This window comes from Chelativorans sp. AA-79 (assembly GCF_029457495.1).
GTDB lineage: Bacteria > Pseudomonadota > Alphaproteobacteria > Rhizobiales > Rhizobiaceae > Chelativorans.
The window spans coordinates 5,093,162-5,118,238 of the sequence record NZ_CP120361.1; the positions used below are offsets into that span (position 1 = coordinate 5,093,162).

General features: G+C 63.3%; 23 protein-coding genes and 2 pseudogenes. 14 read left to right on the forward strand and 11 right to left on the reverse strand.

The genetic code is table 11. The features are described from left to right. Positions 1–90: 90 nt before the first annotated feature. The 4 genes from PVE73_RS24760 to PVE73_RS24775 all read right to left on the reverse strand — a co-directional run bounded on the left by PVE73_RS24760 (position 91) and on the right by PVE73_RS24775 (position 4,017). Positions 91–711 carry an SCO family protein gene (locus PVE73_RS24760; RefSeq protein ID WP_277364784.1) on the reverse strand — a complete coding sequence of 207 codons (621 nt, stop codon included), beginning with the start codon at positions 709–711 and terminating at the stop codon, positions 91–93. After that, a complete protein-coding gene (locus PVE73_RS24765; RefSeq protein ID WP_277364785.1) occupies positions 708–1,211 on the reverse strand; it encodes a copper chaperone PCu(A)C in 504 nt (167 codons plus the stop codon). The genes PVE73_RS24760 and PVE73_RS24765 overlap by 4 nt, the downstream gene beginning before the upstream one ends. After that, positions 1,204–1,818, reverse strand: coding sequence for a cation transporter (locus tag PVE73_RS24770; protein ID WP_277364786.1), 615 nt, complete (start codon positions 1,816–1,818; stop codon positions 1,204–1,206). The genes PVE73_RS24765 and PVE73_RS24770 overlap by 8 nt, the downstream gene beginning before the upstream one ends. Positions 1,819–1,884: 66 nt before the next feature. Next, complete coding sequence (locus PVE73_RS24775; protein ID WP_277367569.1) at positions 1,885–4,017, reverse strand: heavy metal translocating P-type ATPase; 2,133 nt, start codon at positions 4,015–4,017, stop codon at positions 1,885–1,887. Positions 4,018–4,268: 251 nt separating this feature from the next. Between PVE73_RS24775 and PVE73_RS24780 the strand changes: the two are divergent. The 3 genes and pseudogenes from PVE73_RS24780 to PVE73_RS24790 form a co-directional block, all read left to right on the forward strand. Next, positions 4,269–4,855 (forward strand): annotated as a pseudogene (locus tag PVE73_RS24780) (transposase); the annotation flags it as partial. Between the two features lie 156 nt (positions 4,856–5,011). Then, positions 5,012–5,425 carry a thioredoxin domain-containing protein gene (locus tag PVE73_RS24785; protein WP_277364787.1) on the forward strand — a complete coding sequence of 138 codons (414 nt, stop codon included), beginning with the start codon at positions 5,012–5,014 and terminating at the stop codon, positions 5,423–5,425. 70 nt (positions 5,426–5,495) lie between these two features. Further along, entirely contained in the window at positions 5,496–5,912 is a 417-nt protein-coding gene (locus PVE73_RS24790; protein ID WP_277364788.1) for a helix-turn-helix domain-containing protein, read from the forward strand. Positions 5,913–6,395: 483 nt separating this feature from the next. Here the strand turns inward: PVE73_RS24790 and PVE73_RS24795 are convergent. Continuing rightward, positions 6,396–7,428 (reverse strand): annotated as a pseudogene (locus PVE73_RS24795) (IS110 family transposase). A gap of 503 nt (positions 7,429–7,931) precedes the next feature. Further along, complete coding sequence (locus tag PVE73_RS24800) at positions 7,932–9,113, reverse strand: IS110 family transposase (protein WP_277364789.1); 1,182 nt, start codon at positions 9,111–9,113, stop codon at positions 7,932–7,934. Between the two features lie 207 nt (positions 9,114–9,320). Here PVE73_RS24800 and trbB point away from each other — a divergent pair, with 207 nt between their 5' ends. The 11 genes from trbB to PVE73_RS24855 are packed head-to-tail and all read left to right on the forward strand — an operon-like array spanning position 9,321 to position 18,973. Beyond that, on the forward strand, positions 9,321–10,319 hold the full coding sequence (trbB, locus tag PVE73_RS24805) for a P-type conjugative transfer ATPase TrbB (RefSeq protein ID WP_277364790.1): 999 nt from the start codon (positions 9,321–9,323) through the stop codon (positions 10,317–10,319). Further along, complete coding sequence (locus PVE73_RS24810; protein ID WP_277364791.1) at positions 10,316–10,645, forward strand: TrbC/VirB2 family protein; 330 nt, start codon at positions 10,316–10,318, stop codon at positions 10,643–10,645. The genes trbB and PVE73_RS24810 overlap by 4 nt, the downstream gene beginning before the upstream one ends. After that, complete coding sequence (locus tag PVE73_RS24815) at positions 10,645–10,926, forward strand: VirB3 family type IV secretion system protein (RefSeq protein WP_277364792.1); 282 nt, start codon at positions 10,645–10,647, stop codon at positions 10,924–10,926. Before PVE73_RS24810 ends, PVE73_RS24815 begins: the two co-directional genes overlap by 1 nt. 10 nt (positions 10,927–10,936) lie before the next feature. Further along, positions 10,937–13,447, forward strand: a complete 2,511-nt coding sequence (gene trbE / locus PVE73_RS24820; RefSeq protein ID WP_277364793.1) for a conjugal transfer protein TrbE — start codon at positions 10,937–10,939, stop codon at positions 13,445–13,447. Continuing rightward, the gene (gene trbJ / locus PVE73_RS24825) at positions 13,444–14,226 is read left to right on the forward strand and encodes a P-type conjugative transfer protein TrbJ (protein WP_277364794.1); all 783 of its coding nucleotides are present in this window, start codon (positions 13,444–13,446) and stop codon (positions 14,224–14,226) included. Before trbE ends, trbJ begins: the two co-directional genes overlap by 4 nt. Before the next feature lie 17 nt (positions 14,227–14,243). Beyond that, on the forward strand, positions 14,244–14,531 hold the full coding sequence (trbK-alt, locus tag PVE73_RS24830; protein WP_277364795.1) for a putative entry exclusion protein TrbK-alt: 288 nt from the start codon (positions 14,244–14,246) through the stop codon (positions 14,529–14,531). A 3-nt stretch (positions 14,532–14,534) separates the two neighbouring features. Beyond that, positions 14,535–15,893 (forward strand): P-type conjugative transfer protein TrbL, encoded by a 1,359-nt coding sequence (trbL, locus tag PVE73_RS24835; protein WP_277364796.1) that lies wholly within the window; start codon positions 14,535–14,537, stop codon positions 15,891–15,893. Continuing rightward, positions 15,890–16,579 carry a conjugal transfer protein TrbF gene (gene trbF, locus PVE73_RS24840; RefSeq protein ID WP_277364797.1) on the forward strand — a complete coding sequence of 230 codons (690 nt, stop codon included), beginning with the start codon at positions 15,890–15,892 and terminating at the stop codon, positions 16,577–16,579. The genes trbL and trbF overlap by 4 nt, the downstream gene beginning before the upstream one ends. Continuing rightward, positions 16,576–17,607 carry a P-type conjugative transfer protein TrbG gene (trbG, locus tag PVE73_RS24845; RefSeq protein WP_277364798.1) on the forward strand — a complete coding sequence of 344 codons (1,032 nt, stop codon included), beginning with the start codon at positions 16,576–16,578 and terminating at the stop codon, positions 17,605–17,607. The genes trbF and trbG overlap by 4 nt, the downstream gene beginning before the upstream one ends. Further along, complete coding sequence (locus PVE73_RS24850) at positions 17,604–18,731, forward strand: TrbI/VirB10 family protein (protein WP_277364799.1); 1,128 nt, start codon at positions 17,604–17,606, stop codon at positions 18,729–18,731. The genes trbG and PVE73_RS24850 overlap by 4 nt, the downstream gene beginning before the upstream one ends. A 2-nt stretch (positions 18,732–18,733) precedes the next feature. Continuing rightward, positions 18,734–18,973, forward strand: coding sequence for a DUF2274 domain-containing protein (locus PVE73_RS24855; RefSeq protein WP_277364800.1), 240 nt, complete (start codon positions 18,734–18,736; stop codon positions 18,971–18,973). On the opposite strand, the gene PVE73_RS24860 is transcribed toward PVE73_RS24855, so the two are convergent. The 5 genes from PVE73_RS24860 to PVE73_RS24880 form a co-directional block, all read right to left on the reverse strand. Further along, complete coding sequence (locus tag PVE73_RS24860; RefSeq protein ID WP_346772387.1) at positions 18,927–19,817, reverse strand: LysR family transcriptional regulator; 891 nt, start codon at positions 19,815–19,817, stop codon at positions 18,927–18,929. The genes PVE73_RS24855 and PVE73_RS24860 overlap by 47 nt on opposite strands. A gap of 56 nt (positions 19,818–19,873) precedes the next feature. Beyond that, positions 19,874–20,158 carry a hypothetical protein gene (locus PVE73_RS24865; protein ID WP_277364802.1) on the reverse strand — a complete coding sequence of 95 codons (285 nt, stop codon included), beginning with the start codon at positions 20,156–20,158 and terminating at the stop codon, positions 19,874–19,876. 139 nt (positions 20,159–20,297) lie between these two features. Further along, on the reverse strand, positions 20,298–21,800 hold the full coding sequence (locus PVE73_RS24870) for an MFS transporter (RefSeq protein ID WP_277364803.1): 1,503 nt from the start codon (positions 21,798–21,800) through the stop codon (positions 20,298–20,300). Positions 21,801–22,062: 262 nt separating this feature from the next. After that, positions 22,063–22,548: a DUF411 domain-containing protein gene (locus PVE73_RS24875; protein ID WP_277364804.1), complete on the reverse strand. Its 486-nt coding sequence runs from the start codon at positions 22,546–22,548 to the stop codon at positions 22,063–22,065. A 101-nt stretch (positions 22,549–22,649) separates the two neighbouring features. Further along, entirely contained in the window at positions 22,650–25,055 is a 2,406-nt protein-coding gene (locus PVE73_RS24880) for a heavy metal translocating P-type ATPase (protein ID WP_277367570.1), read from the reverse strand. Positions 25,056–25,077: the final 22 nt, after the last annotated feature.

The window sequence follows — 25,077 nt, forward strand, 5'->3', positions numbered from 1 at the left end:
GCTGCGCCGCTGTCGCGGCGTTCGCCGAGATGAGCATCGCAAAAGCCACAAAGGCACCTCTGACAGTGGGCGTTATCATCACATGATCGTTCATGCGCTACCCCCCGCCAGACGCCGGAGCTTCTGCAATCTGATCTCGCGTGGCTCGTGCATGTCGAGCGTACCGACGAATTTGCCTTCGGAATCCATCATGTAAACGCCTGCGGTGTGATCCATCGTATATTCGCCCCCTTCCAGAGGGACTTTGCGCGCATAGGCCGCGAAGGCCTTCACCACGGCGTCCGTTTCTTGTCGATTTCCCCGCAGTGCGAAAATGCGATCATCAAAGGCTGTCATGTATTGAGCCAGCAGTTCCTGGGTGTCCCGCTCGGGATCGACGGTGAAGAACAGTACGTTGAATTGGTCCGCCACAGGCCCGAGCTCGTTCATGAGATCGCTCAGTTCATAGAGCGTCGTCGGGCACACGTCGGGACAATGGGTGAAACCGAAGAAGGCGAGATAGGGCTTGCCCGCCAGCGCGGCATTGTCAATCGTCTCGCCTCGATGCGATGTAAGACGGAACGGGCCGCCGATGGCTGCGGTGCCTGTCGAGGACGCGATCGCCACGGTTTGCTGTTGCCATGGCTTTGACACAGACAGGCCGATGACAAGCCCGCCGACAACGGCGACGGCAATCCAGGTAACGAGACGGAAGAGTTTGATGCCGCTCATTGCGCCGGCTCCTCGTGCCCGTCATGCTCGTTCGTTGTCGCCGGACCTGCACCCATGCCCTGCACGACAAACTCGACCTCGACGGTTCCGGCCCGCTCGAACGTAAGTTTAGCGGCAAACCGCTCCCCTTCCTTCAAAGGGTGCGATGGCTTCATAAACATGATGTGCATTCCGCCAGGCTGGAGCTCGACCGTCTCGCCTGCCCCGATCACGACGCCATTTTGCACAGGCCTCATGCTGGCAACGCCATTGCTTACGGCCGACTCGTGGATCTCCACCCGTTCTGACAGGGGTGATGAGATCGACACCAGGCGGTCGGCTATGTCGCCATCGTTCGTCAGCGTCAGATAGCCACCGGCTACCGGCGTGACCGGCGGAGTCGCGCGCGACCACGGATGATTGATGGTGATCGAACCGGCTTGGAAGTCGTGGCCCACGGCAGGAGAGATCGTTACTGCCAGGGCAAGGAAGGCGGCGGACAGGGCTCGTGCACTAATCATATTGTTTTCCTTTTTCTCCAGCTTCCCCGGCTTTCTCAAGAATTTCGAGGCCGCTTCTGACGACGACAACAACCACGCCCAAGCCAATGATCAGATCCGGGTAGGGCGAGCTGAAAAGGATCACGGCAAGACCCGAAACAGCGATCGCCGAGTTCACGAGCATGTCGTTTGTCGTGAAAATCCATGAGGCCTGCAAATGCACGCCGCCTTCGCGATGCGATTTCAGGAACCACATGCAGACCATATTCGTCAGAGCGCTCGCGATCGCCACGGCAATCATGATCGGCCCTATTGGATCTGAGCCAGTAAAGAAGCGTCTGCCGACTTCAAGCAGAAGGAGGCCGGCGAATACCATCAGAAGGACACCCGACAACCGGGCAACTCGAACTTTCGCCGCCAATCCCCGCCCCACAACGAAAAGGCTGATGGCGTAGACACCTGCGTCGCCAAGATTATCGAGCGCGGAACCCATCAGTCCTGTTGACTGGGCCCACCAACCCAGGCCTCCTACAATGGCCGCTTGGGCAGTATTGATCGCAAGCACCCATGCGAGCGCCCATTGTTCGCTCTTCTCAGATGATTTTGCTTTCCGGGGCTGACTACTCATAATTTACACATCGGCTTTCTCGGCAGGAAGCAGAAGCCGCAACCTGCACGCGCTCATTGTTTAAGCTCATTTGTCGCGGGTGCCGCGCCACGTGAGAAGGCGCAGCGCATTGGCCGTGACGAGGACCGTAGCGCCCGTATCGGCAAGGATGGCCATCCAGAGCGTGGTAACGCCCAACAGAGTCGTCACGAGGAAAACCGCCTTCAGTCCAAGGGCTAATGCGATGTTCTGCCAGATATTGCCGAGCGTCGCCTGCGACAACCCGATGAGATCGGCGATACCCGTCACCCGGTTTTTGAGCAGCGCCGCATCGGCGGTTTCCAGCGCTACGTCGGTGCCCGCGCCCATGGCAACGCCAACAGAAGCGGCAGCAAGCGCCGGCGCGTCATTGATACCGTCTCCAACCATGGCAATCGGCCCTTCAGCCTTTAATCGCCCGATTTCGGCAAGCTTGGCATCGGGCAGTAGTTCGGCTCTCGCCTCAAGACCGAGATGAGCCGCGATGGCGTCGGCCGTGCGCTTGTTGTCGCCGGTCAGCATCAGAGGGCGCACACCGCGATCCGTCAGCCGCTTCACACCTTCGATAGAGTCATCGCGTGGCTCGTCGCGCAACCCGATCAATCCCTCGACGGTCTTGCCCTTTGTAAGCACGACAACCGTCTTGCCCTGGCTTTCCAGCGTGGTGATCGTCTTGGCGGTGCTCTCTTCAAGGGCAGCCTGTTCGGCGGCGTGACGGGGAGACCCGACCGAAGCGAATCCGTCCTTCAACCGCGCTGTGACGGCTTTGCCGGGTGTGGCCATGCCGCCTCCGAAGGTGGCGGGCAATTCGAGCCCGCGCGCCTCTGCCGCCTCCACGATTGCGACCCCGAGCGGATGGCTGGTGCTGCGCTCGACAGCCGCCGCGATGGCAAGGACGGAGTTCTCGTCACCTGTGATCGGCACAATGTCTGTCACCTGGGGACGGCCGCGCGTCAGCGTTCCCGTCTTGTCGAAGGCAACGGTTATGACCTTGCCAAGTGTTTCCAGCGCCGCGCCGCCCTTGATCAGCAGGCCCTGCCGCGCGCCGGCGGCAAGACCGGAGGCGATGGCCGCGGGCGTGGAGATCACGAGCGCGCAGGGGCACGCAATCAGCAGCGTGGCGAGGCCGCGATACACCCATGTCATCCAGTCACCATCGAAGGCGAGCGGCGGCACGATAACGATCAGAGCCGCCACGACCATCGCACCTGGCGTATACCACCGGCTGAAACGGTCGATCATGCGCGCCGTGGGGGCCTTTGATTCCTGGGCTTCCTCCACCATGTGGATTATGCGGGCTATGGTGTTATCGGCCGCGACATGGCTGATCGACACCCGCAGCTCGCCATTGGCATTGATGCTGCCGGCATAGACAGTTGCGCCGGATTCTTTCAGCACGGGCACGGATTCGCCTGTCACGGGAGCCTCATCGACCTCCGATACACCGTCGATCACCGTGCCGTCAGACGGCACACGGTCTCCAGGCCGAACAACGACGACATCACCGATGGCCAGCTCTTCGGCAGCGACCTTCTCAACGGCACCATCACGCTCGCGGAAAGCGACTCGGGGCACGAGATCGATCAGCGCCTCAATGCCTGCCCGCGCGCGGCCAGCCGCTACGGTTTCAAGCAGTTCGCCCACTGCGAACAGGAAGATTACGACAGCCGCTTCTTCGGCCTCGCCGATGCCGACCGCGCCCAGTGCTGCCACCGTCATCAGTGTCTCGATGGTGAAGGGCGAGCCAGACATCGCGCCGGCGATCGCCCGCCTCGCGAACGGGATGACGCTGATCAACGCCGCGCCTGAATAGAGCCATTGCTCCCATTCCGGCAGGAGACGTGCGAGAGCGAAGGCAAGGACGAACAGCGCGCCGGTAAGGAGCACAAGCCGACTCTTGCTGCCTTTCCACCATGCCTCTGTGATGCGCTTCCGAGGCGGACTCGCCTTTGGCTCGGCCTGCTCAATCACTGGGGTATAGCCGAGCGCCCGGATCTTTTGCTCAATAGCGGCGAGGGGCGTGCGGTCCTCGTCAAGACGCAATGCAAGCGTCTCGTTGGCGTAGCTGACATTGATGTCGCTAACGCCCGGCAGGCGTTGCATGGCCGTTTCGATTTTCAACGCGCAAGATGCACAGTCCATGCCATCTACACGCAGTCTATAAGGGCTCGCTGCCGTCATGGTGTCACCTCGACCGTTAGATGTGACACCGCAGATAGACCCTGTAGCAACTACAGGGTCAAGGGCCGACCCTGTTATTCCGCTTGCGTACGATCCGTGTGCGAATTCGCCGCACAGCTTCAAGCAAAGAGACTTGACCCTGTAGTGGGTATAGGGTGCAGAAATGCTCCACACGCAAGGTTGATTGGTGAGCTGCTGCCGGTTTCGTGGACACGAAGATAAGATTGTGACCAAGGAACTGGAGTGCAGATATGACGAGACGAAAGTTCAGCCGTGAGTTCAAAGTCGAGGCGGTCAGGCTGGTAACGGACCGTGGCGTTGCGGTAGCGCAGGCGGCCCGTGATCTCGATGTTGCGGATAGCGTGCTGCGCCGCTGGATGTGGGAACTGACCGCTACCCCTGCCGCAGCATTCCCCGGGAACGGGCAGATGCGGGCCGATCTGTCCGAGATTGCAGCTTTGAAGAAAGAGGTCGCGCGGCTGCGTGCGGAGCGTGACATTCTGAAGAAAGCTGCGGCTTTTTTCGCGCGCGAGGCGATATGAGATTCGCCTTCATCGCCAAACACCGCCACATCTGGCCGGTCAGCTGGCTCTGCGAGGTTCTGGAGGTCTCGCGGTCCGGCTTCCATGCCTGGCTCAGCCGTCCTCCCAGCACCCGCGAGATCCATGACGCGAAGCTCGTCACAGCGATCGAGACGAGCTTCAAGGCCAGTGACCGGACCTATGGCGCGCGCCGCGTCTGGCGTGATGTCCTGGAAGAAGGGCTGGCCTGCGGGCTTCACCGGATCGAACGGTTGATGCGGCTCAATGCCTTACGGGCGCGGCCCAGGCGCCGCGGCAATTCGGCACAGCCGGTTGCAGCGGCGCAAGGCGATGCGTTGGTCAGGGCACATTCGCCGATCATCGGCCCAGCAAATGCTCCCGTGACGATCGTGGAATTTCTTGACCCGTCCTGCGAAGCATGCAGGGCTTTCTAGCCAGCCGTTAAGCAGATCATGGCGAATTTCCCTGACGAAACGCGCCTTGTCATCCGATACACGCCCTTCCATGAGGGATCGGAGGAAGCCGTCAGGATACTGGAAGCGGCCCGTCTTCAGGACCGCTACGAACCCGTTCTGGAAGCGCTGCTGGCGCAACAGCCGGAATGGGCCGTGCATGGTGCGCCAGATCTCGAAAAAGCCTGGGAGATTGCAGGGGCGGCAGGACTGGACGTCGACCAGGCACGGCGTGAGATGTCCTCGGCCGAGATCGACGCCGTTCTTGAGCAGGACCTGGCCGACGTCCAAAGCAACAACGTCCGCCAGACGCCAACTTTTTTCGTTAATGGCAGACCGCTGGAATCCTTCGGCCCGCAACAACTCTTCGATCTGGTGCGTGAAGAGGTGGAGACCGCCAGAGCAACGCAATAGCGAGCGATCAAGATCGACAAACACCCACATCGAATCTACGTTGACCCTGTATTCGCTACAGGGTCACACCATGAACTCATCCATTCTGACGATAGGCCACCTTGCAAGGCAAACCGGCACCAAAGTAGAGACGATCCGGTTCTACGAGAAAAATGGCCTCCTACCGCAACCTTCCCGCACGGGGGGAAACTACCGCTCTTACGAGCAGGATCACCTTAATCGGCTGAGCTTCATCCGGCGTGCACGAGAGCTCGGCTTCTCGCTCGATCAGATCAGGGAATTCCTCAACCTCGCTGACGATCGTTCGCAATCCTGCGCCGCCGTCGATGCGATCGCTAAGGCACATCGGAAGGAGGTCGAGCGAAAAATCGAAGACCTGGTTGCGCTCAAGTCCGAACTGGACAGGATGATTGACCAGTGTGGATGCGGCCTGGTCGCAGATTGCAAGATAATAGAGAGCCTGTCTCCGCTGCCAGCGAGAACCTAATGACCTGTGCTCCCTGCAGCAGTCGGGCTTCTCGCTGCCAAGATCTTCGCGGCTATCGGTGACGTAATCATCTGGATCACGGCGGAGAAGGCGGCAGGCACGGCAATTTCCGATAGCAGGCCGGGTGCCGCCACGAACATCTTGGGCGCATGCAAGTGCATCCCGCCTTCGCGGAGCAGAGAATGTCGGCTCTTCGCTAATCCATCTTGCAAGCCGACAGTCAGCTTCCCATCTGTGGACACCCCGTAAGACGCAAGCGGTTTCTTGAAGGTTTGCGTAGTCGGATGCTGCCATCTGTCCGGCCTCTGATGCAGCACCAGAGGCTGCGGGCCCGTATGGGAGTTCGCGGACCGGATCCATATCACCCACAGCGTGCTCAAGGCACAGTGGGAATCCCTGGTTTTCCGGCCCGGTCTCGCCGACTGTTGCGCCATACCTTCTTTCGACCGACTCCGTCTCCGACGACCTCTGGCCTGCCTTGGCTTACGCCGTAGCAGCGACCGGAGCTTTGTAATCCTCTTGCTTGATGAGCAGCGCCCAGACGATCCGCGCCGTCTTGTTGGCCAGTGCGACCGTGACCAGCATACGCGGCTTGCGAGCCATCATCTACTCAAGCCATGAACTGGCCGGCGCGCCTCGTTTGCTCGCCTGAAGCACGACAGCACTGCAGCCGATGATGAGAAGGCGCCGCAACGTTCGTTCGCCCATCTTGGTGATCGATCCCCAGCTTTTGCTTGCCTCCCGTCGAGAGCTGCCGTGGCGCCAGGCCCAACCAGGCGGCGAAGTCTCTTCCTCTGGTGAACGTCTCGGCCGGCGGAGCCAGGGCGGCAATCGCGGTGGCCGTGATCGGACCCACGCCAGGTATGGTCATGAGCCGTCTGGCGATCGTGTCCTCGCGGGCGCGCCGGGCGATCTCCTTGTCCAGTTCATCGATCTTTGAGTTCAACTCCTCCAGCAGGCCGAGCATCGTGCGGAACATGGGCCTGGCTGCCTCTGGAAGCGATGAGCCTATTGCGCCCTCGAGCAGGTCGCTGAGCATTGCCACATGCGAGGGACCTTTTGGTGCGACCCAGCCATACTCTGTCAGATGCCCGCGGATGGCGTTGATCAACTGGGTTCGCTGCCGCACCAGAAGATCGCGGGTTCGGAACACCAAGGCTGATGCCTGCTGCTCCTCGCTCTTGATCGCCACGAACCGCATGCTGGGGCGCTGGGCAGCCTCGCAGATGGCCTCGGCATCGACCGCATCGTTCTTGTTCCGCTTCACAAAGGGCTTCACGTAGGCAGGCGGGATCAGCTTCACTTCGTGACCTATCTGGGTGAGTTCGCGGGCCCAGTGATGCGCACCGCCGCAGGCCTCCAACGCTACCAGGCACCGTGGCTGCCGAGTGAAAAACTCCAGCAACTTTGTGCGACCGATCTTCCGGCTGAACAGCGCTCGACCGCTCGCGTCTGCGCCATGCGCATGGAACACGTTCTTCGCAATATCCAGACCGATTGTGCTAACTTCCGACATGGGCGCCTCCTCAAGTGTTCAACACCTCCACTTTGGCACATCGATGCCGTCGGGGGGGCGTTCACCCCATCACCCCAAAGCAGACGTCGGTCGCCATCCTAGCGAACGGTAGTAAGTCCCATAAAGTCGCCACGCTCATCGAATCAGTCAGATGGGATCGGGGCAGTCGTCCGTGCTCGGACTTGGCGGGGAGGACCGCCACCGCCGTTCTCGTCACATGGGGAAAGGTAGGTCAAGGTGGTTTTGGTCGTTGCTTCATGGCGGTCATTCGTAGCCTCTGATCATCGGGATTTCGGGCGAGCCTTTATCGTCATGCGCGCATTTGCTCCACGCGCAAACCTCACATCCCGGTCGCCGTCATCAACGGCTGCACCAACATTCCGCTTTCAGCGGCAGGGCTCGGGAGACGGAACCATTCTGCATTGCGGCATACAGGCCAGGAGAACGGACGGTCCGTCAGCCCGATTTCTTCGTCGCTGATCAGGCCACGAAGAAAGGGAAAATCACGCGGCTTTCATTACGACGCCGTCGGGGAGCACGCCTTGGGTGACGTATTTCCACAGCGCCACGAGGAGTTTTCGCGCCAGCGCGGCGATCATGACCTTCTTCAGCCTACCACCTTGCGGGCCGGTTCGTGCGTGGAACCATCGTGCAAGACGGCTTTCGGGCTGATGTCGTAACCACAGCCAGGCGAGTTCGATCATTGCCGTGCGCAGGCGCGGGTTGCCCGCCTGCGAGATGCCTTGTTCCCGATTGATCGATCCACTTCGCCACGGGGTCGGGGCCAGTCCCGCATACGACGCAATCTGCCGTCGGTTCTCATATCTGCGGAAAAGGCCTTCGGCCACCATGACAGAGGCGAACTCGGGTCCGATCCCTCTGATCTTCATGAGCAAAGAACCTGCGTTTACGGTGCTAACCGTAGCATTTTCGCTGGCGCTTGGAGCGACACACTGCTCGGCCAACTCGAGCCGGGCTTCCTCGATCGCCTTCATCTGGGCGAGGAGCAGTTCCAAACGATCCAGCATGCGTTCAAGCTGATGCTTCAGGTTGTGCCCAAGGGCACGGCCGTCTCCCGTCCGCAGTTCGGTGAGACGCTCACGTCTGTTCGGCCGCATGGGTTCATAGTCACGAATTCCCTGCGATAGCAGAAGGCCCTTCATCCGGTTCACGGGCCGTACGCGCTCGGCGATCAGTTCGCGGCGCTCGCGGGTCAGGCGGCGGCGATCCTCATCTCCGGGATTGATCGGCCTGACCATCGAGCAGACGCGCGGATCGCCGCGGAGCCAAGCCATCAGCGTTCTGAGCAACATCTCACCGTCGATCTTGTCGGTCTTCGCGTTCCGTGCCCGTCGAGGTTGGGCGATCGACGCCGGATCGACGATGTGGCTTTGCACTCCGGCAGCTTCCAATGCCCGGTGGAGCCAAAACCCTTCGTATCCAGCTTCCTGAATGGAGATGACCGGGACATCGTGCCCCAGTTCCCGGCTGGCCTTCATGCGGAATTCCGAGAGCTTCACCAACAAGTCTTCAAGATCTCCGCCGGCAACCAAATAGCGTGACATTCGGGCGTGGTTAGTGGGGCGAATCACCGTTACCAACCATTTGGATCGGGACAATTCCAGTGAAACGAGAACAGCCTCGGGAACGCTCCTGGGGAAAACAAAATTGGCAATCTTCTCCATAGTGGTAGTCCTATTTCTGCATAAACTTCGCAAACGTTCTCAAAAGCACGCTGCTGTTTCCAGAGCACGACATTTTCCCCATGGAATCTGTATTTTTATCCCACACTACTACGACGGTCGAAACTTGTTGAAACGACCTGATTTGGGTCTCTTTTAGTCATCCCCATCCGGGGATCATCTCTCACCGCCCCGGTGGAACGGGACGAGATGGCAGGCATCAACCACACACAGGCAACGGTGGATCGCGGCGCGCGCATGCTCCGGACGGCGCTCGGGCCTGCCATCTCAACCCTGTTGCAAGATTCTTCCGTGGTCGAGGTCATGCTGAACCCGGACGGTCGGATCTGGGTCGACCGGCTATCTGAAGGACTGGCCGACACGGGCGAGATGCTTTCCGCCGCTGACGGCGAGCGCATCGTGCGCCTGGTCGCCCATCATGTCGGCGTCGAAGTCCACACCCGCAGTCCCCGCGTCTCGGCCGAACTGCCCGAGACCGGCGAGCGCTTCGAGGGGCTGCTTCCTCCGGTCGTGGCCGCACCGGCCTTCGCCATCCGCAAACCCGCCGTCGCCGTCTTCACGCTCGACGACTATGTGCGCGCCGGCATCATGACCGCCGATCAGGCCGTGACGCTGCGCGAAGCCGTCGCGGCCCGCGCCAATATCCTCGTCGCTGGCGGCACCTCGACCGGCAAGACCACGCTGACCAATGCGCTCCTCGCCGAGGTGGCGAAGACCGCCGATCGCGTCGTCATCATCGAAGACACCCGCGAACTCCAATGTGCGGCACCCAACCTCGTCGCCATGCGCACGAAGGATGGCGTCGCCACGCTCTCCGATCTCGTCCGCTCCTCCCTGCGCCTGCGCCCCGACCGTATCCCCATCGGCGAGGTACGCGGCGCCGAAGCGCTCGACCTTTTGAAAGCCTGGGGTACCGGCCATCCCGGCGGCATCGGCACGATCCACGCCGGAACCGGCATCGGCGCGCTGCGCCGCCTCGAACAGCTCATCCAGGAGGCCGTCGTCACCGTGCCGCGCGCGATGATCGCGGAAACCATCGACCTCGTTGCTGTCCTGGCCGGTCGCGGTTCCGCACGCCGCCTTGCCGAACTCGCCCGCGTCGAAGGGCTTGGGCCGGACGGCGACTACCGGATTTCTCCCGCCTTTTCAGAAACCGACGCCACTCTCAACACTGGAGAACCTGCATGATCCGTCGTGCCTTCCGCATCCGCCACCATATCGCAACCGCATCGGCCTTCGGCTGGTTGAGCTTGGCGACGTCCCCGGCATGGGCCTCCGGCTCCTCCATGCCATGGGAGGCTCCGCTCGAATCCATTCTGCAATCCGTCGAAGGCCCGGTGGCCAAGATCGTCGCGGTGATCATCATCATCGTCACCGGGCTGACGCTGGCCTTCGGCGATACCGGCGGCGGCTTCCGCCGGCTGATCCAGATCGTTTTCGGCATCTCAATCGCCTTCGCGGCGTCGAGCTTCTTCCTGTCGTTCTTCTCCTTCGGCGGCGGGGCGCTGGTCTGATGGCCGTGAGCTTCGAGGCCCTCGATACCGTGCCCGGCTTCAGCGTGCCCGTTCACCGCGCCCTGACCGAGCCGATCCTGCTCGGCGGCGCACCGCGCTCCGTCGCGATCCTCAACGGGACGCTCGCCGGTGCCGTCGGCCTCGGCCTCCAGCTCTGGCTGGCTGGCATCCTGATCTGGGCGGTCGGCCACATCGCCGCCGTCTGGGCCGCCAAGCGCGATCCGCTCTTCGTCGAGGTCGCGCGCCGCCATCTGCGCATTCCCGGTCATCTTTCGGTGTGAGGCAAGAACCATGATGAATCTTTCGGAATACCGCCGCACCGCATCGCGCCTCGCCGATTATCTGCCCTGGGTGGCGCTGGTCGGAGAGGGCGTCGTCCTCAACAAGGACGGCTCGTTCCAACGCACGGCGAAGTTTCGCGGGCCGGATCTGGATTCCGCCGTCGCGGCCGAACTGGTCGCCGTGGCCGGACGGCTGAACAACGCCTTCCGCCGTCTCGGCTCCGGCTGGGCCATCTTCGTCGAGGCGCAGCGGTCGGAAGCCGCGACCTATCCCGACAGCCAGTTCCCCGATCCGGCCTCGGCGCTGGTCGATGCCGAACGCAAGGCCGCTTTCGAGGAGGAAGGCAGCCATTTCGTCTCCGGCTACTTTCTCACCTTCCTGTGGCTTCCGCCCGCAGAAGATGCCGCGCGCTCGGAGTCCTGGCTTTACGAGGGCCGCGAGACCTCGGGCGTGAACCCATGGGAACTGGTGCGCGGCTTCATCGACCGCACCGACCGCGTGCTGGCGCTGCTCGACGGCTTCATGCCGGAATGCCGTTGGCTCGATGACGCAGGCACGCTGACCTACCTGCATTCAACGATTTCGACCAACCAGCACCGCGTCTGCATGCCGGAAACCCCGATCTATCTCGATGCGCTGCTGGCCGATCAGCCGCTGACCGGCGGGCTGGAGCCGCGCCTCGGTAATCAACACCTTCGCGTCTTGACGATCACCGGCTTTCCCGGCACGACCACGCCGGGCCTGCTCGATGAGATGAACCGGCTGGCCTTTCCCTATCGCTGGTCCACCCGCGCCATCCTCATGGACAAGACCGACGCGACCCGGCTGCTGACGAAGATCAGGCGGCAATGGTTCGCCAAGCGCAAGAGCATCGCCGCGATCATCAAGGAGGTGATGACCAACGAGCAATCCGCGCTGGTGGACACCGATGCCGCGAACAAGGCGGCCGACGCCGATATGGCCTTGCAGGAACTCGGCGCCGACATGGCAGGAATGGCCTATGTCACCGCGACCGTCACCGTCTGGGACGAAGACGCCCGCCACGCCGACGAAAAGCTGCGGCTGGTCGAAAAGATCATCCAGTCCCGCGATTTCAGCGTCATGGTCGAGACGGTCAATGCCGTCGACGCCTGGCTCGGCAGCTTGCCCGGACATGCCTATGCGAATGTCCGGCAACCGCCGGTCTCGACGCTCAACCTTGCCCACATGGTCCCCTCGTCCGCCGTGTGGGCGGGGCCGGAACGGGACGATCACTTCGGCGCACCCCCGCTGCTTTACGGCAGGACCGAAGGATCGACCCCGTTCCGGCTGTCCCTTCATATCGGCGATGTGGGCCATACCCTCGTGGTCGGTCCTACCGGCGCCGGCAAGTCGGTGCTGCTGGCGCTGATGGCCTTGCAGTTCCGGCGCTACGCGCGCTCACAGGTCTTCGCCTTCGACTTCGGCGGCAGTATCCGTGCGGCAGCGCTCGCCATGGGTGGCGACTGGCACGATCTCGGCGGCGAGTTGACCGACGCTTCCGAAACGTCCGTTTCGCTGCAACCCCTGGCGCGCATCCACGAGACGGCCGAACGGGCCTGGGCCGCCGACTGGATCGTGGCGATCCTGACGCGCGAGAACATCCAGATCACCCCGGAGGTAAAGGAGCACATCTGGACGGCCCTGACCTCGCTCGCTTCGGCTCCGGTCGGGGAGCGCACCATCACCGGCCTTGCCGTGCTGCTGCAGTCCAATGACCTGAAACAGGCGCTGCGTTCCTATTGCGTCGGTGGTCCCTACGGACGCCTTCTCGATGCGGAGACAGAGCATTTGGGATCGGCCGACGTGCAGGCGTTCGAGATCGAGGGCCTGGTCGGGACCGGCGCGGCGCCCGCCGTCCTCTCCTATCTGTTTCATCGCATCGGCGACCGGCTGGACGGGCGGCCGACGCTGCTCATCATCGACGAGGGCTGGCTGGCGCTCGATGACGAAGGCTTTGCAGACCAGCTTCGGGAATGGCTCAAGACCCTGCGCAAGAAGAACGCCAGCGTCATCTTTGCCACCCAGTCGCTCAGTGACATCGACAATTCCGCCATCGCGCCGGCGATCATCGAAAGCTGCCCGACGCGGCTGTTGCTGCCGAACGAGCGCGCCATCGAGCCGCAGATCACGGACATCTATCGCCGCTTCGGCCTCAACGACAGGCAGATCGAGATCCTCGCACGGGCGACGCCCAAGCGGGACTACTACTGCCAGTCGCGGCGCGGCAACCGCCTGTTCGACCTCGGCTTGTCGGAAGTCGGGCTGGCGCTTTGCGCCGCCTCGGCCAAATCCGATCAGGCCCTGATCAGCGAAATCCTCATTGAGCATGGCCGCGAGGGATTCCTCGCCGCCTGGCTGAAGGCGCGTGGCGTCGAATGGGCTGCCGACCTCATCCCGGACCTCGGCAATCTCGCGACCGACACCGAGGACCTGCCGGCCTTCATCTTCGATGAGGACGCATTCGAGTTCACCCTGGAAGAAGAGGAGATTACCCCATGACGCGCACAAAGACCCGGATGTCCCGCATGGCCGGCGCTTCGGCGCTCGCCCTTGCGCTCGCCGCACCGCTGGCGCTCGCGCCGGTCTTCACCAACCCGGCCCACGCCTTCCTCGGCGGGTTCGGTCGGATCGTCTATGACCCGACCAACCACGCCGAGAACCTGCTGACCGCCGCCCGCACGCTGGAGCAGATCAACAACCAGATCACCTCGCTTCAGAACGAGGCGCAGATGCTGATCAACCAGGCCCGTAATCTGGCCAGCCTGCCGCATTCATCGCTTCAGCAGCTCCAGCAGAACGTCCAGCGGACCCAGCAGCTTCTCGGGCAGGCCCAGAACATCGCCTTCGACGTCCAGAACATCGATCAGATGTTCCAGCAGGATTACGGCAAGCTCTCCTTGACCGCGACCGACACCCAGATGATCGCCGATGCCCGCGACCGCTGGGAAAACACGGTCGGCGGCTTGCAGGACGCCATGCGCGTGCAGGCCGGCGTCGTCGGCAACATCGACAGCAATCGCACGCAAATGTCGGAGCTGGTCGGCCAGAGTCAGGGCGCGACCGGCGCTCTGCAAGCCACGCAGGCCGGCAATCAGCTTCTCGCCCTCCAGTCGCAGCAGCTTTCCGATCTGATCGCGGTCATCGCGGCGAACGGTCGTGCCGATGCGCTGACCGAGGCTGAGCGCGCCACCGCCGCTGAGCAGGGCCGCATCCAGCGCGAACGGTTCCTGACGCCCGGCTCCGGCTACCAGCCCGGCAACGCGCAGATGTTCAACTGAGGCCGGGAGGGAAGATCATGGAAGGAAAGGTGCTGGCCCGGATCGCGGCCATCGTGTTCGTTGCCATCGCCATCACCGCAACGGTGATCGAGATGACGCGCGAGGATGATCCCGTGCCGGTCGGCACCGCCCCCTCGCTTCAACCGCCGGCCGATCCGCTGCGTCTGGAACAGCGGCGTTGCCAGGCATTGGGCGAGGCGGCGGCCAATGATGCCGACTGCCTCCGCACCTGGGCTGAGACCCGCGACCGGTTCCTCGGCCGCACACCCGCGCCAGCGACACCCGAACAGACCGGGAGGCCATGAGCCATGGGCGGAACGGGGGTTATCGACAACTTTCTCGGGGTATTCACCTCTTATATCGACAGCGGTTTCGGCCTGCTCGGCGGCGAGGTCGCCTTCATCGCCACGACCCTGATCGTTATCGACGTGACGCTCGCCGCCCTGTTCTGGGCCTGGGGCGCGGACGACGACATCATCGCGCGATTGGTGAAGAAAACCCTGTTCGTCGGCGTCTTCGCCTACATCATCTCGAACTGGAACAATCTCGCACGGATCGTCTTCGAAAGCTTCGCTGGCCTTGGCCTGATGGCCTCGGGCACCGGCTTCTCCGCCGCCGATCTTCTGCGCCCAGGACGTGTCGCCCAGACCGGCCTGGAGGCAGGACGGCCGCTTCTGGAATCCATCTCCGACCTCATGGGCTGGATCGCGGTCTTCGAGAACCTCGTGCAGATCCTCTGCCTGTTCTTCGCCTGGGTGCTGGTCATCCTCGCCTTCTTCATTCTGGCGGTCCAGCTTTTCGTTACCCTGATCGAGTTCAAGCTCACCACGCTCGCCGGTTTCGTTCTCATCCCATTCGGCCTCTTCGGCAAGACCGCCTTTATGGCCGAGCGGGTTCTGGGCAACGTGATCTCCAGCGGTATCAAGGTGCTGGTCCTCGCCGTCATCATCGGCATTGGCTCCACGCTCTTCGGCCAGTTTACCGCCGGCTTCGGCGGCGCGACGCCGACCATCGACGACGCCATGGCGGTCGTGCTGGCAGCCCTTTCTCTTCTCGGCCTCGGCATCTTCGGCCCAGGCATCGCCACCGGCCTCGTCTCGGGCGGCCCGCAGCTCAGCGCAGGTGCCGCCGTCGGCACGGGTCTCGCCGTCGGGGGCGCAGCGATGGCAGCCGGTGGCGCGACCATGCTCGCCGCGCGCGGTGGAGCAGCCGCACTCTCGGGCGGGGCCGCCCTTGCTCGCGGCGGCGCCTCGGCCGCCGGTGCGGCCTCGTCGGCCTATACCCTTGGCTCGATGGGCGAGTCCGGCGCAGGAGGGGTCGCTTCCGGCCTCGGCGGCGTGGCCCGCGCAGGTGCTGCCGCGACCGTCTCGCCCCTGAAACGCGCCGCCTCCCGCGCCACCGACAGCCTGAAATCCAGCTATTCCGACGGTGCAAGAGCTGGGTTCGCTGCGTCCGGCGGCAGCTCCTCGATGGGTACGATCGGCGCAAGCGCATTTCCGGCCCCATCAGTTCCGCCGTCCACCGAGAGTCCGCCCGCCTGGGCGCAGCAGATGCGGCGTGGCCGGGCCATGAGCCGCGGCGTTACTGCCGCCGCTCATGCCGTCCGTTCCGGCGACAGCCACGGCGGCGGCTCCTCCGTCAGCCTTTCCGAAAGTGACCGTATATGAATATCTTCAAGAGACCGACGACCCATTACGGCAAGGTGCCGGAACCCGAAACGCCCTATCAGCGCGCCGCGCAGGTCTGGGACGAACGCATCGGCTCGGCCCGCATGCAGGCGAGGAACTGGCGCTATATGGCCTTCGGCTGCCTGATCCTCTCGGCCGGCTTTGCCGCCGCCCTCGTCTGGCAATCGGCACGCGGGACCGTGGTGCCCTGGGTGGTGCAAGTCGATAATCTCGGCCAAGCGCAGGCCCTTGCGCCGGCCGTTGCCGACTATCGCCCCACCGATCCGCAGGTCGCATTCCACCTTGGCCGCTTCATCGAGCAGGTCCGCGCGATCCCGGCCGACGCCATCATCGTCCGGCAGAACTGGCTTCGCGCCTATGAGTTCACGACGGATCGCGGCGCAACGGCGCTCAACGACTATGCCCGCGCCAACGATCCCTTCACGAAGGTCGGCCGCCAACAGGTCGCCGTCGAGGTGTCCAGCGTCATCCGGGCCTCGCCCGACAGCTTCCGTGTCGCGTGGACCGAACGGCACTACGAGAACGGCCAGCTTTCCACCACCGAGCGATGGACCGCGATCCTGACCGTCGTGATCCAGCCCCCGCGCGACGCCGAGCGTCTGCGCGCCAACCCGTTGGGAATCTATGTCAACGCGATCAACTGGTCGCGGGAGATGAGCCAATGACCCGCACGAATTTCCGTAAAGCCGGGCTTCCGGTTTTCCGTAAACCTGGCTTTACGGCTTTGCTGCTTTCCGCGACCGTGCTCGCAGGCTGCGCCACCAACCGGACGCCGCAATTCAGCTACGATGCCGATGTGCCGCCGCTGCCGACCGTGCAGGCATCTGTCACCAACGACACGCCCCGTCCGTTGCATGTGCCCCCGGCATGGACCGTCGCACGCGGCGGCACCGCAGCCGGCACACCGACCGGCCGCGTCGAGAACGCCAATGCCGCCGCCCGCGTCGAGCCGCGCCGCGAGGGCTACTACAACGCCATCCAGATATATCCGTGGTCGGAAGGCGCGCTCTATCAGGTCTATGCCGCCCCCGGCCAGATCACCAATATTGCGCTGGAGCCGGGCGAAAGCCTGACCGGCGCGGGACCGATTGCGGCCGGTGACACGACACGATGGATCATCGGCGACACCGAATCCGGCTCGGGTGCAAACCGGCGTGTCCATATCCTTGTCAAGCCGACGCGCGACGACATCTCTACCAACCTCGTCGTCACCACCGACCGGCGTGTTTACATGATCGAGCTTCGTGCACGAGAAGCCCTCTACATGCCTTCCGTGGCATGGGCCTATCCCGCGCCGCCTGCAGGGAGCCGCGTCACCACGCCCGCCGCGCCCATCATTCCGGCCGAGGCGGCCCGAAACTATCGCTACGGATTGCAGGTGCGGGGCGACAGTCCGCCATGGCGGCCGGTTTCCGTCTTCGATGATGGTCGGCGCGTCTATGTCGTTTTCCCGCGCGGCATCGTGCAGGGCGAAATGCCGCCCTTGTTCGTCATCGGGTCGGACGGAGAAACGCAGATCGTCAACAGCCGCGTCCACCAGAATGTCCTGATCGTGGACCGCCTGTTCGGCGCGGCGGAGCTGCGCCTTGGCAGCGGCGACCGCCAGCAGGTCGTCAGGATCGTCCGTACCAACCCGACGCAGGCCGCCGCTGCGCAGCCGGTCAGCGCGACCGCGAAAGGATCGTCCTCATGAGCGATACCGAAACCGCAGCCCCCATGCGCTTGCGCGCCGAAACGCCCCGTGTCACGCGCCTGTCGCGCAAGATGCTGGCAGGCGTCGGCGCTGTCGCCTTGCTCGGCATCGGCGGCGCGCTGATATACGCGCTCCAGACCCGCGACGCAGGACCGGGCGGCGAAGAACTCTATTCGACCAGCAACCGGCAAACCGCCGATGGGCTGGCGGGCCTACCGAGCGACTATAGCGGCCCCATTCTGGGGCCGGCATTGCCCGGCGACCTCGGTCGTCCGATCCTCGATGCGCAGACAAGGGGCCAGCCGGTTGCAGCGCCCGCCATCGCAACGCCCGCCGTCGATCCCGAGGAAGAACGCCGCCGCGCCGAGGAAGAGGCCGCGCGGCTTAGCAACGTGTTCTTCCAAACCGGACCTCGTTCCGGCGGTACAGCGGAAACTGCCATGCCCGGAATGGCCGGGATAGGCTTGCAGCCGGACGGCACAGGACAGAACAGGCACACGGCTTTCCTCAATGGCCCGGTCGACCGGCAGACCGTCGCGCCGGATCGCGTCACGCCGCCGGCATCGCCCTACATCCTTCAGGCCGGGGCCGTGATCCCGGCCGCGCTCATCACCGGCATCCGCTCCGACCTTCCGGGCCAGATCACCGCGCAGGTGACGGAGAACGTCTATGACAGCCCGACCGGCTCGCTGTTGCTGATCCCACAGGGCACCCGCATCATCGGCCAATACGACGACGGCGTGACCTTCGGCCAGCGCCGCGTCCTGCTTGTCTGGAATCGCCTGATCCTGCCGGGCGGCCGTTCCATCGTTCTGGAGCGCCTGCCGGGAGCGGATGCTTCCGGCTATGCCGGGCTTGAGGATGGCGTCGATTATCACTGGTGGGATCTGATGAAGGCGGCTGGGCTTTCCACGCTGCTCGCGGTAGGCACAGAGCTGGCCACCAGCGACGAAGACCGGCTGATCCGCGCGATCCGCGACGGTGCGCAGGATACCGTCAATCAGGCCGGGCAGCAGATCGTTCAGCGCCAGTTGCAGGTCGCGCCGACGCTGACCATCCGGCCCGGCTTCCCGGTCAGAATCATTGTAACCCGCGACCTTGTATTCGAATCCGCAGGAGGTTGAACATGACCAAGCTGAAACTCGGTCCCATCGTCGAGGACAAGCCCGTCAAGGTCACGGTGGAGCTGCCGGGGCCGCTCCATCGCGATCTAGCTGCCTATGCCGAGGTGCTGGCCCGCGAGACGGGCCAGCTCGCCGCTGATCCGGTCAGGCTGATCGTGCCGATGCTGGAGCGCTTCATCGCCACCGACAGGGGGTTCACGAAAGCACGGCGCTCCGTCCAGCCTCCGAAGTCGAAGGTCTGATGGCCATTGCTTTCGCCAGACTGAGAAAGCGACGGAAGGCGGGATTGTCGTTACTCGCCGACCAGACAGCCGAAAACGGCAGTATCTCGCCGAGGATCGGCCGGTAAACCACACCTGGAAACTGCGCGACGGTCATGGCTTCGCTCACCAGCGTCAGACCTTGGCCGAGGGCTACCATCGGTACGAGATTATCTCGGCTGACATATTGCACCTGGATCTCGGGATGCCTGCCGAGATCTGCGAGCCGGCGCACCAGATGATCATAGATTTCCTGTCCTGGGGCGGTCTCGCTGACGATAAAAGTCTCGTCGGCCAGATCGCGCCAGACGACTTCCTCCTTATTGGCCAAGGTATGATCGTCAGGCAAGACCACGAACACACGCTCCGACCACAAGAGGACGCTCTCGCAGTCCGGCCAATCCCGCGTTCCCGTGATGAAGGCGACGTCGAGACCGAGTTGCCGGATCGCCGCGACATGCTCGACGGGATTGCCGTCAACCATCTCGATCCTGACCCCGCTGTGGCGTCTTCCGTACCTCGCCAGCAGTTCCGCCAAAAAGCCTGAAGCGATTGACGAATAGATACCGATCCGGACACTTCCTTCTTCCGAACGACCTGCGGAGGCAGCCTCTTGAGCGCCCTCTCCCACGGTCCTGATGACCCTGCGAGCGTGTTTTAGGAATCGCTGGGCGGCATAGGTTGGTGATACGCCCCATGTGTGCCGGTGAAACAGGGAGGCGCCAATCTCGTCTTCCAGCCTGGCAATGCACCGACTGACCGCAGATTGCGACCGCCCAAGCGCAACTCCGGCTTTACGAAAACTGCCGTGCTCGACCACAGCCACGAAATAGCGGAGATGGCGAAGCTCAATTGAATCGCAACGCGTCCCCCCTTTCCGCATTACACGGCCACCCTGCTTCTGGTTGCCAACACGAGGAGGAGCTTGAAGAGGCTAGCGACGGCTAACAGGTAACTCACAAATTGCCTAACGACGGCGAAAACGAGTGCCTGGGCTAACACGGCCCTGAGAAAGGTGCGATCATCATCGATTTGCGCCTCGGGGAGATGCGCACAATCGGCACCAACTTTGAGGAGGGAGGCATTTTCGGCATGAACGCGCCCTTCCAAGATCAGCGGGCTGAATGGCATCTTGGCCGACGAACTGTTTTTCGTGGAAACTTTCATTATTGCCACCTTGCATTCACGGAACCGATATCAAGCGAGATCGTGCGGCCTCCAACCATTGGAAGGTCAAGACGCCCCTCAAGCCAGGCGGCGCGGAACGGGCCAGACGAACCGCGCCGAAGTTTGGGCGAGGAACCGCTCAATGCACAGGCATACTGCCTGTTGAGACCTTTCCCCTCCTGGCATTTACCAGCACCGCCGCGATGACGGCGGCGACGACGAGAGCGACTCCAGCTCCCACAAGCGCAAGACCATACCCATGGATCAGTGCATCGCTGGCCGATTGCACCATTTCGGCGTCGCCGGCTTCCCGTGCGCGATAGAGCGCGGCGAGAGCATCCGGAAATCGGCCGGCCGTGACCGAAACAGCGATGGTCGAAAGGACGGCTAGCCCCAAGGCGACGCCGATCTGTTGCGAGGCATTGAAGAGCGCCGATGCGATGCCGGTCTCCTGTGCCTGCACACCCTTCACGGCGGTCAGCGCCAGCGCGATCACCGCCCCCACGAAACCGAAAGCGGTGAGAAAGGCAGCCGGCATGAAATGCCAGATATAGTCGAGTTCCTGTCCGATCGTGGAGAGCCAGTACAAGGCAGCACCACCGATCAGTGCGGCCGGTGCCGCCACCTCACGCGGCGCAAACCGCGTGACGAGCTTGGAACTGACAACGGCCCCAAGGATAATACCCGCACCGAAGGGCAGAAACGCCAGAGCGGTTAGAATCGGACTGTAGCCAAGGATATGCTGCAAATAGAGCGTCAACAGATACAGCATGCCCATCGGACCGAAGCCGAGCAGCAGCATGGCAAAGTAAGAACCGGCTCGGTTGCGATCCTTGAACAGGCGCGGCGGCAGAAGCGGATCCTTGCTGCGCGACTGCAGGATCAGGAACAGCGGCAATAGCACCGCGGCGGTGACGAATGCGGCGAGCGTGATGCTGTCGGTCCAACCATGCTCGCCGCCACGGGTGATCCCGTAGACGAGCGCGGCCATGCCGACGATGCTGGTGAGCGCGCCCGCTAGATCAGGGCGACCCTTGTGCAGTTCCGCCTCGACAAGCGTTCTCGATCCGGCCAGTACAGCGAGGCCGATGGGAATGTTGATGAAAAACGCCCAGCGCCAGCCGAGCAGCCCTGTGAGCAACCCGCCGAGGATCAGCCCGGCGATGATGCCAAGACCCGACATTGCCCCGTAAACGGCCATCGCCCCATTGCGGGCCTTGCCCTCGGGAAATGTCGTGGCGATCAGCGCCAGGGCATTCGGCGCGGTCAGTGCCGCGCCTATCCCCTGCAGGCCGCGCGAAGCGATCACACTCACGCCGTCCTGAGCCAGCCCGACGAACAGGGAGGCGACGGTGAAGATCGCCATGCCGAGTTGCAACATGCGTCGGCGGCCATAAAGATCGCCGAGCCTGCCGCCGAACAGCAGCAACCCGCCAAAGGCGAGAATGTAAGCGTTGATTACCCAGGGCAGGTTAGCAACCGACATTCCGAGATCGTTCTGGAGTGTTGGCAGGGCGACGTTCGCAACGGTATCGTCAAGCACCACCATGAGCTGGGCCGTCGCAATGACGGCCAGCGGCAAAGTCGTGCTTGCAGGTGAAGAAGTCACTGGGGGCTTCGGGATTTGAGAGGCCGTAGACATCCGGATTTTCCTGATATTTTGGAATGAGTCGTTCAGATGTCGCAGACCCCTAATCGTTCCAACCGTGGGAAGGTCAAGAACAAAATGATTCTCAAATCCGCTGAAGCGCGATCAATGTGCCAATAACCTGCACATCGCCCTCATTTGCATGTGAGAAGTGCCGATCAGGCAATGGCGACAGCCTCATTGACAAGGGTAGGTCACCTCGGCTGACACGATCCCGGATCATTGGCGAGGCGAGCGGTCATGCGGAGCCTCAGACCTAGATTTCCCGTGGCCCGATGAAGCGCCCGAAGGTGCGGGTGGTCGGGCCGAACAGGAACGCTTCATATGGTTCGGGATCGACTCCGGGAAAATCCATGCCGGGTGACCCGGCAGGCATGTCGGGGACAGCAAGCCCCCTCGCGTCAGGTCGTTCGGCCAGCAGGCGGCGGATTGCCGGGGCAGGCACGTGGCCCTCGACCACATAGCCGCCCACCTCGGCGGTGTGGCACGACGCCAGTTCGGCCGGCACACCGAGTCGCCGCTTGAGGCCGTCCATATCGACGGATTCCACAACCCGCACCGGGAACCCCGCTGCCTCGATATGCGCGACCCAGCCATCGCAGCAGCCGCAGGACGGATCCTTGGTGACGCTCACCAGAGGCAGCGCTTCGGCATGTCCCCACCCTGGAATGAGCATCAGCAGTGGGATTGCGCCGGCAGCCGTCAGAATGGCGCGCCGGCTGATGCGGTGATCGTTTCTCATCGTCTAACCTCGTTTCATGGATTCATTGCCTCGCCGTCACGGTTGGCGTGCGGCGCACGAAGGGGGTGAGCAGCAAATCGCAGTCCCCGGCGTTCCCGTCGTCACAGCTTCACCCTCCGCAGACGCGCGGCATTGGCGATGACGCTGACCGACGACAATGCCATTGCGGCCGCTGCGATGATTGGCGACAGCAGGATGCCGAAGAACGGGTACAATACGCCCGCCGCGACCGGCACTCCCAGAGCGTTGTATATGAAGGCGAAGAAAAGGTTCTGGCGGATGTTCCCCATGACCGCCTCCGAAAGCCGGCGGGCGCGGACGATGCCGGTCAGATCGCCCTTCAGCAACGTGACCCCCGCGCTTTCCATCGCCACATCGGTACCGGTGCCCATGGCAATGCCGACATCGGCGGCCGCCAGGGCCGGCGCGTCGTTCACCCCGTCGCCCGCCATCGCGACAACCTCGCCCGCCGCCTTGTGGCGCTGCACGACCGCGCTTTTCTGATCGGGCAGGACCTCGGCCTCGACCTCGTCGATGCCGAGCTGGCGGGCGACCGCTTTGGCCGTGGTCCAGTTGTCACCTGTAAGCATGACTACGCGGATTCCGTGCGTCTTCAGCGCGGCAAGCGCCTCGGGCGTCGAGGGTTTGACCGGATCGGCGATGGCGAAGACGGCAGCAACCTGACCCTCAACTCCCATGAAGATCGCGGTTGCCCCGTCCTCGCGGAGCCGGTCGGCCTCATCGGCAAGCGGCGCGACATCAACGCCTTGCTCGGCCAGGAACTTTGCATTGCCGAGGGGGATGCGCTTGCCCTCGACCGTGCCATAGGCGCCTTTGCCGGTTGGCGAGTCGAAATCCGCGACTGGTGTGGTCACGATCCCGCGCTCCTCGGCCGCGCGCACGATGGCGAGCGCCAGCGGATGCTCGCTGGCTCGCTCCACACTGGCGGCAAGCCGCAAAGCCTCCTCCTCGGTAAAGCTAGGCGCCGGCACGATCGCTGTGACCGCGGGCCGGCCCTCGGTCAGGGTACCGGTCTTGTCGACGATGATGGTATTGACCTTCTCCATGTGCTCCAGCGCCTCGGCATTCTTGATCAGCACGCCTGCCTGTGCGCCACGCCCGACGCCGACCATGATCGACATCGGCGTTGCAAGCCCCAGCGCACAGGGACAGGCGATGATCAGGACCGAAACCGCCGCGATCAGACCGAAGGAGAAGCGTGGCTCCGGTCCCCAGACCGACCAGGCGACGAAGGCAAGGACCGCGACGACGATCACCGCCGGCACGAACCATCCCGAAACCTGGTCGGCCAGCCGCTGGATCGGAGCACGGCTGCGCTGCGCCTCGGCGACGAGCTGGACAATCTGCGACAACAAGGTGTCGCGCCCGACCTTGCGTGCCTCAATCACCAGCGCGCCAGACTGGTTCATGGTGCCGCCGATGGCTTTGGAGCCGGCCTCCTTGGTGACCGGCATCGACTCGCCGGTCACCATCGATTCATCGACAGCACTGCGCCCTTCCAGAACTTTGCCATCGACAGGCACCTTCTCGCCGGGACGCACCCGCAGACGGTCGCCGACATGAACGGTGTCGAGTTGAACCTCCTCCTCGGTGCCATCGTCCCGAATGATCCGGGCAGTCTTGGGGGCGAGGTCGAGCAGCGCCCGGATCGCGCCGCTGGTGCTCTCTCGCGCCCGCAGCTCCAGCACCTGTCCCAGCAGCACCAGCACTGTTATGACCGCCGCCGCCTCGAAATAGACCGCGACCGAGCCGTCGTGCTGGCGGAAGGCGTCCGGGAAGATGCCGGGTGCAAGGGTAGCAACGACACTGTAGATCCACGCCGTCCCGGTGCCCATGGCGATCAGTGTGAACATGTTGAGGCTGCGGTTGACGAGCGACTGCCAGCCACGCTGGAAGAACGGCCAGCCCGCCCAGAGAACAACCGGCGTTGCGAGGGTCAGTTGCAGCCAGTTCGAGACCTGCTGGCCGATGGCGTGGGTCAGCCCGAACAGATGCCCCCCCATCTCGAGAATGAACACCGGGATCGTCAGAACAAGGCCGATCCAAAACCGGCGCGTCATGTCGATCAGTTCGACATTGGGTTCTGCCTCAAGACTGACCAGCACCGGCTCCAGCGCCATGCCGCAGATCGGGCATGATCCGGGGCCGATCTGCCGGATCTCCGGATGCATTGGGCAGGTGTAGGTTGTTCCCTCGGGAACCGGCTCGGCCTCGGCGGCCGATGTAGCCGGATCGAGGTAGCGGTCGGGGTCGGCCAGAAACTTCGAGCGACATCCCGCCGAGCAGAAGTAGTAGGGCCGCCCGCCGTGCTCGGCCTTGTGCTCGGTCGTGTGGGGATCGACCATCATGCCGCAGACCGGATCCTTGACCTTGTGGGCATCGTCCGGGGCATCCGCCTCGTGGCCGTGGCCGTGGCCGTGGCCGTGGCCGTGGGCTGAATGATCGTGAGTATGACTCTGATGATCGTGTTCGGGTTTGTTGGTCATTTGCACGCCTCCCCAGCGCTTG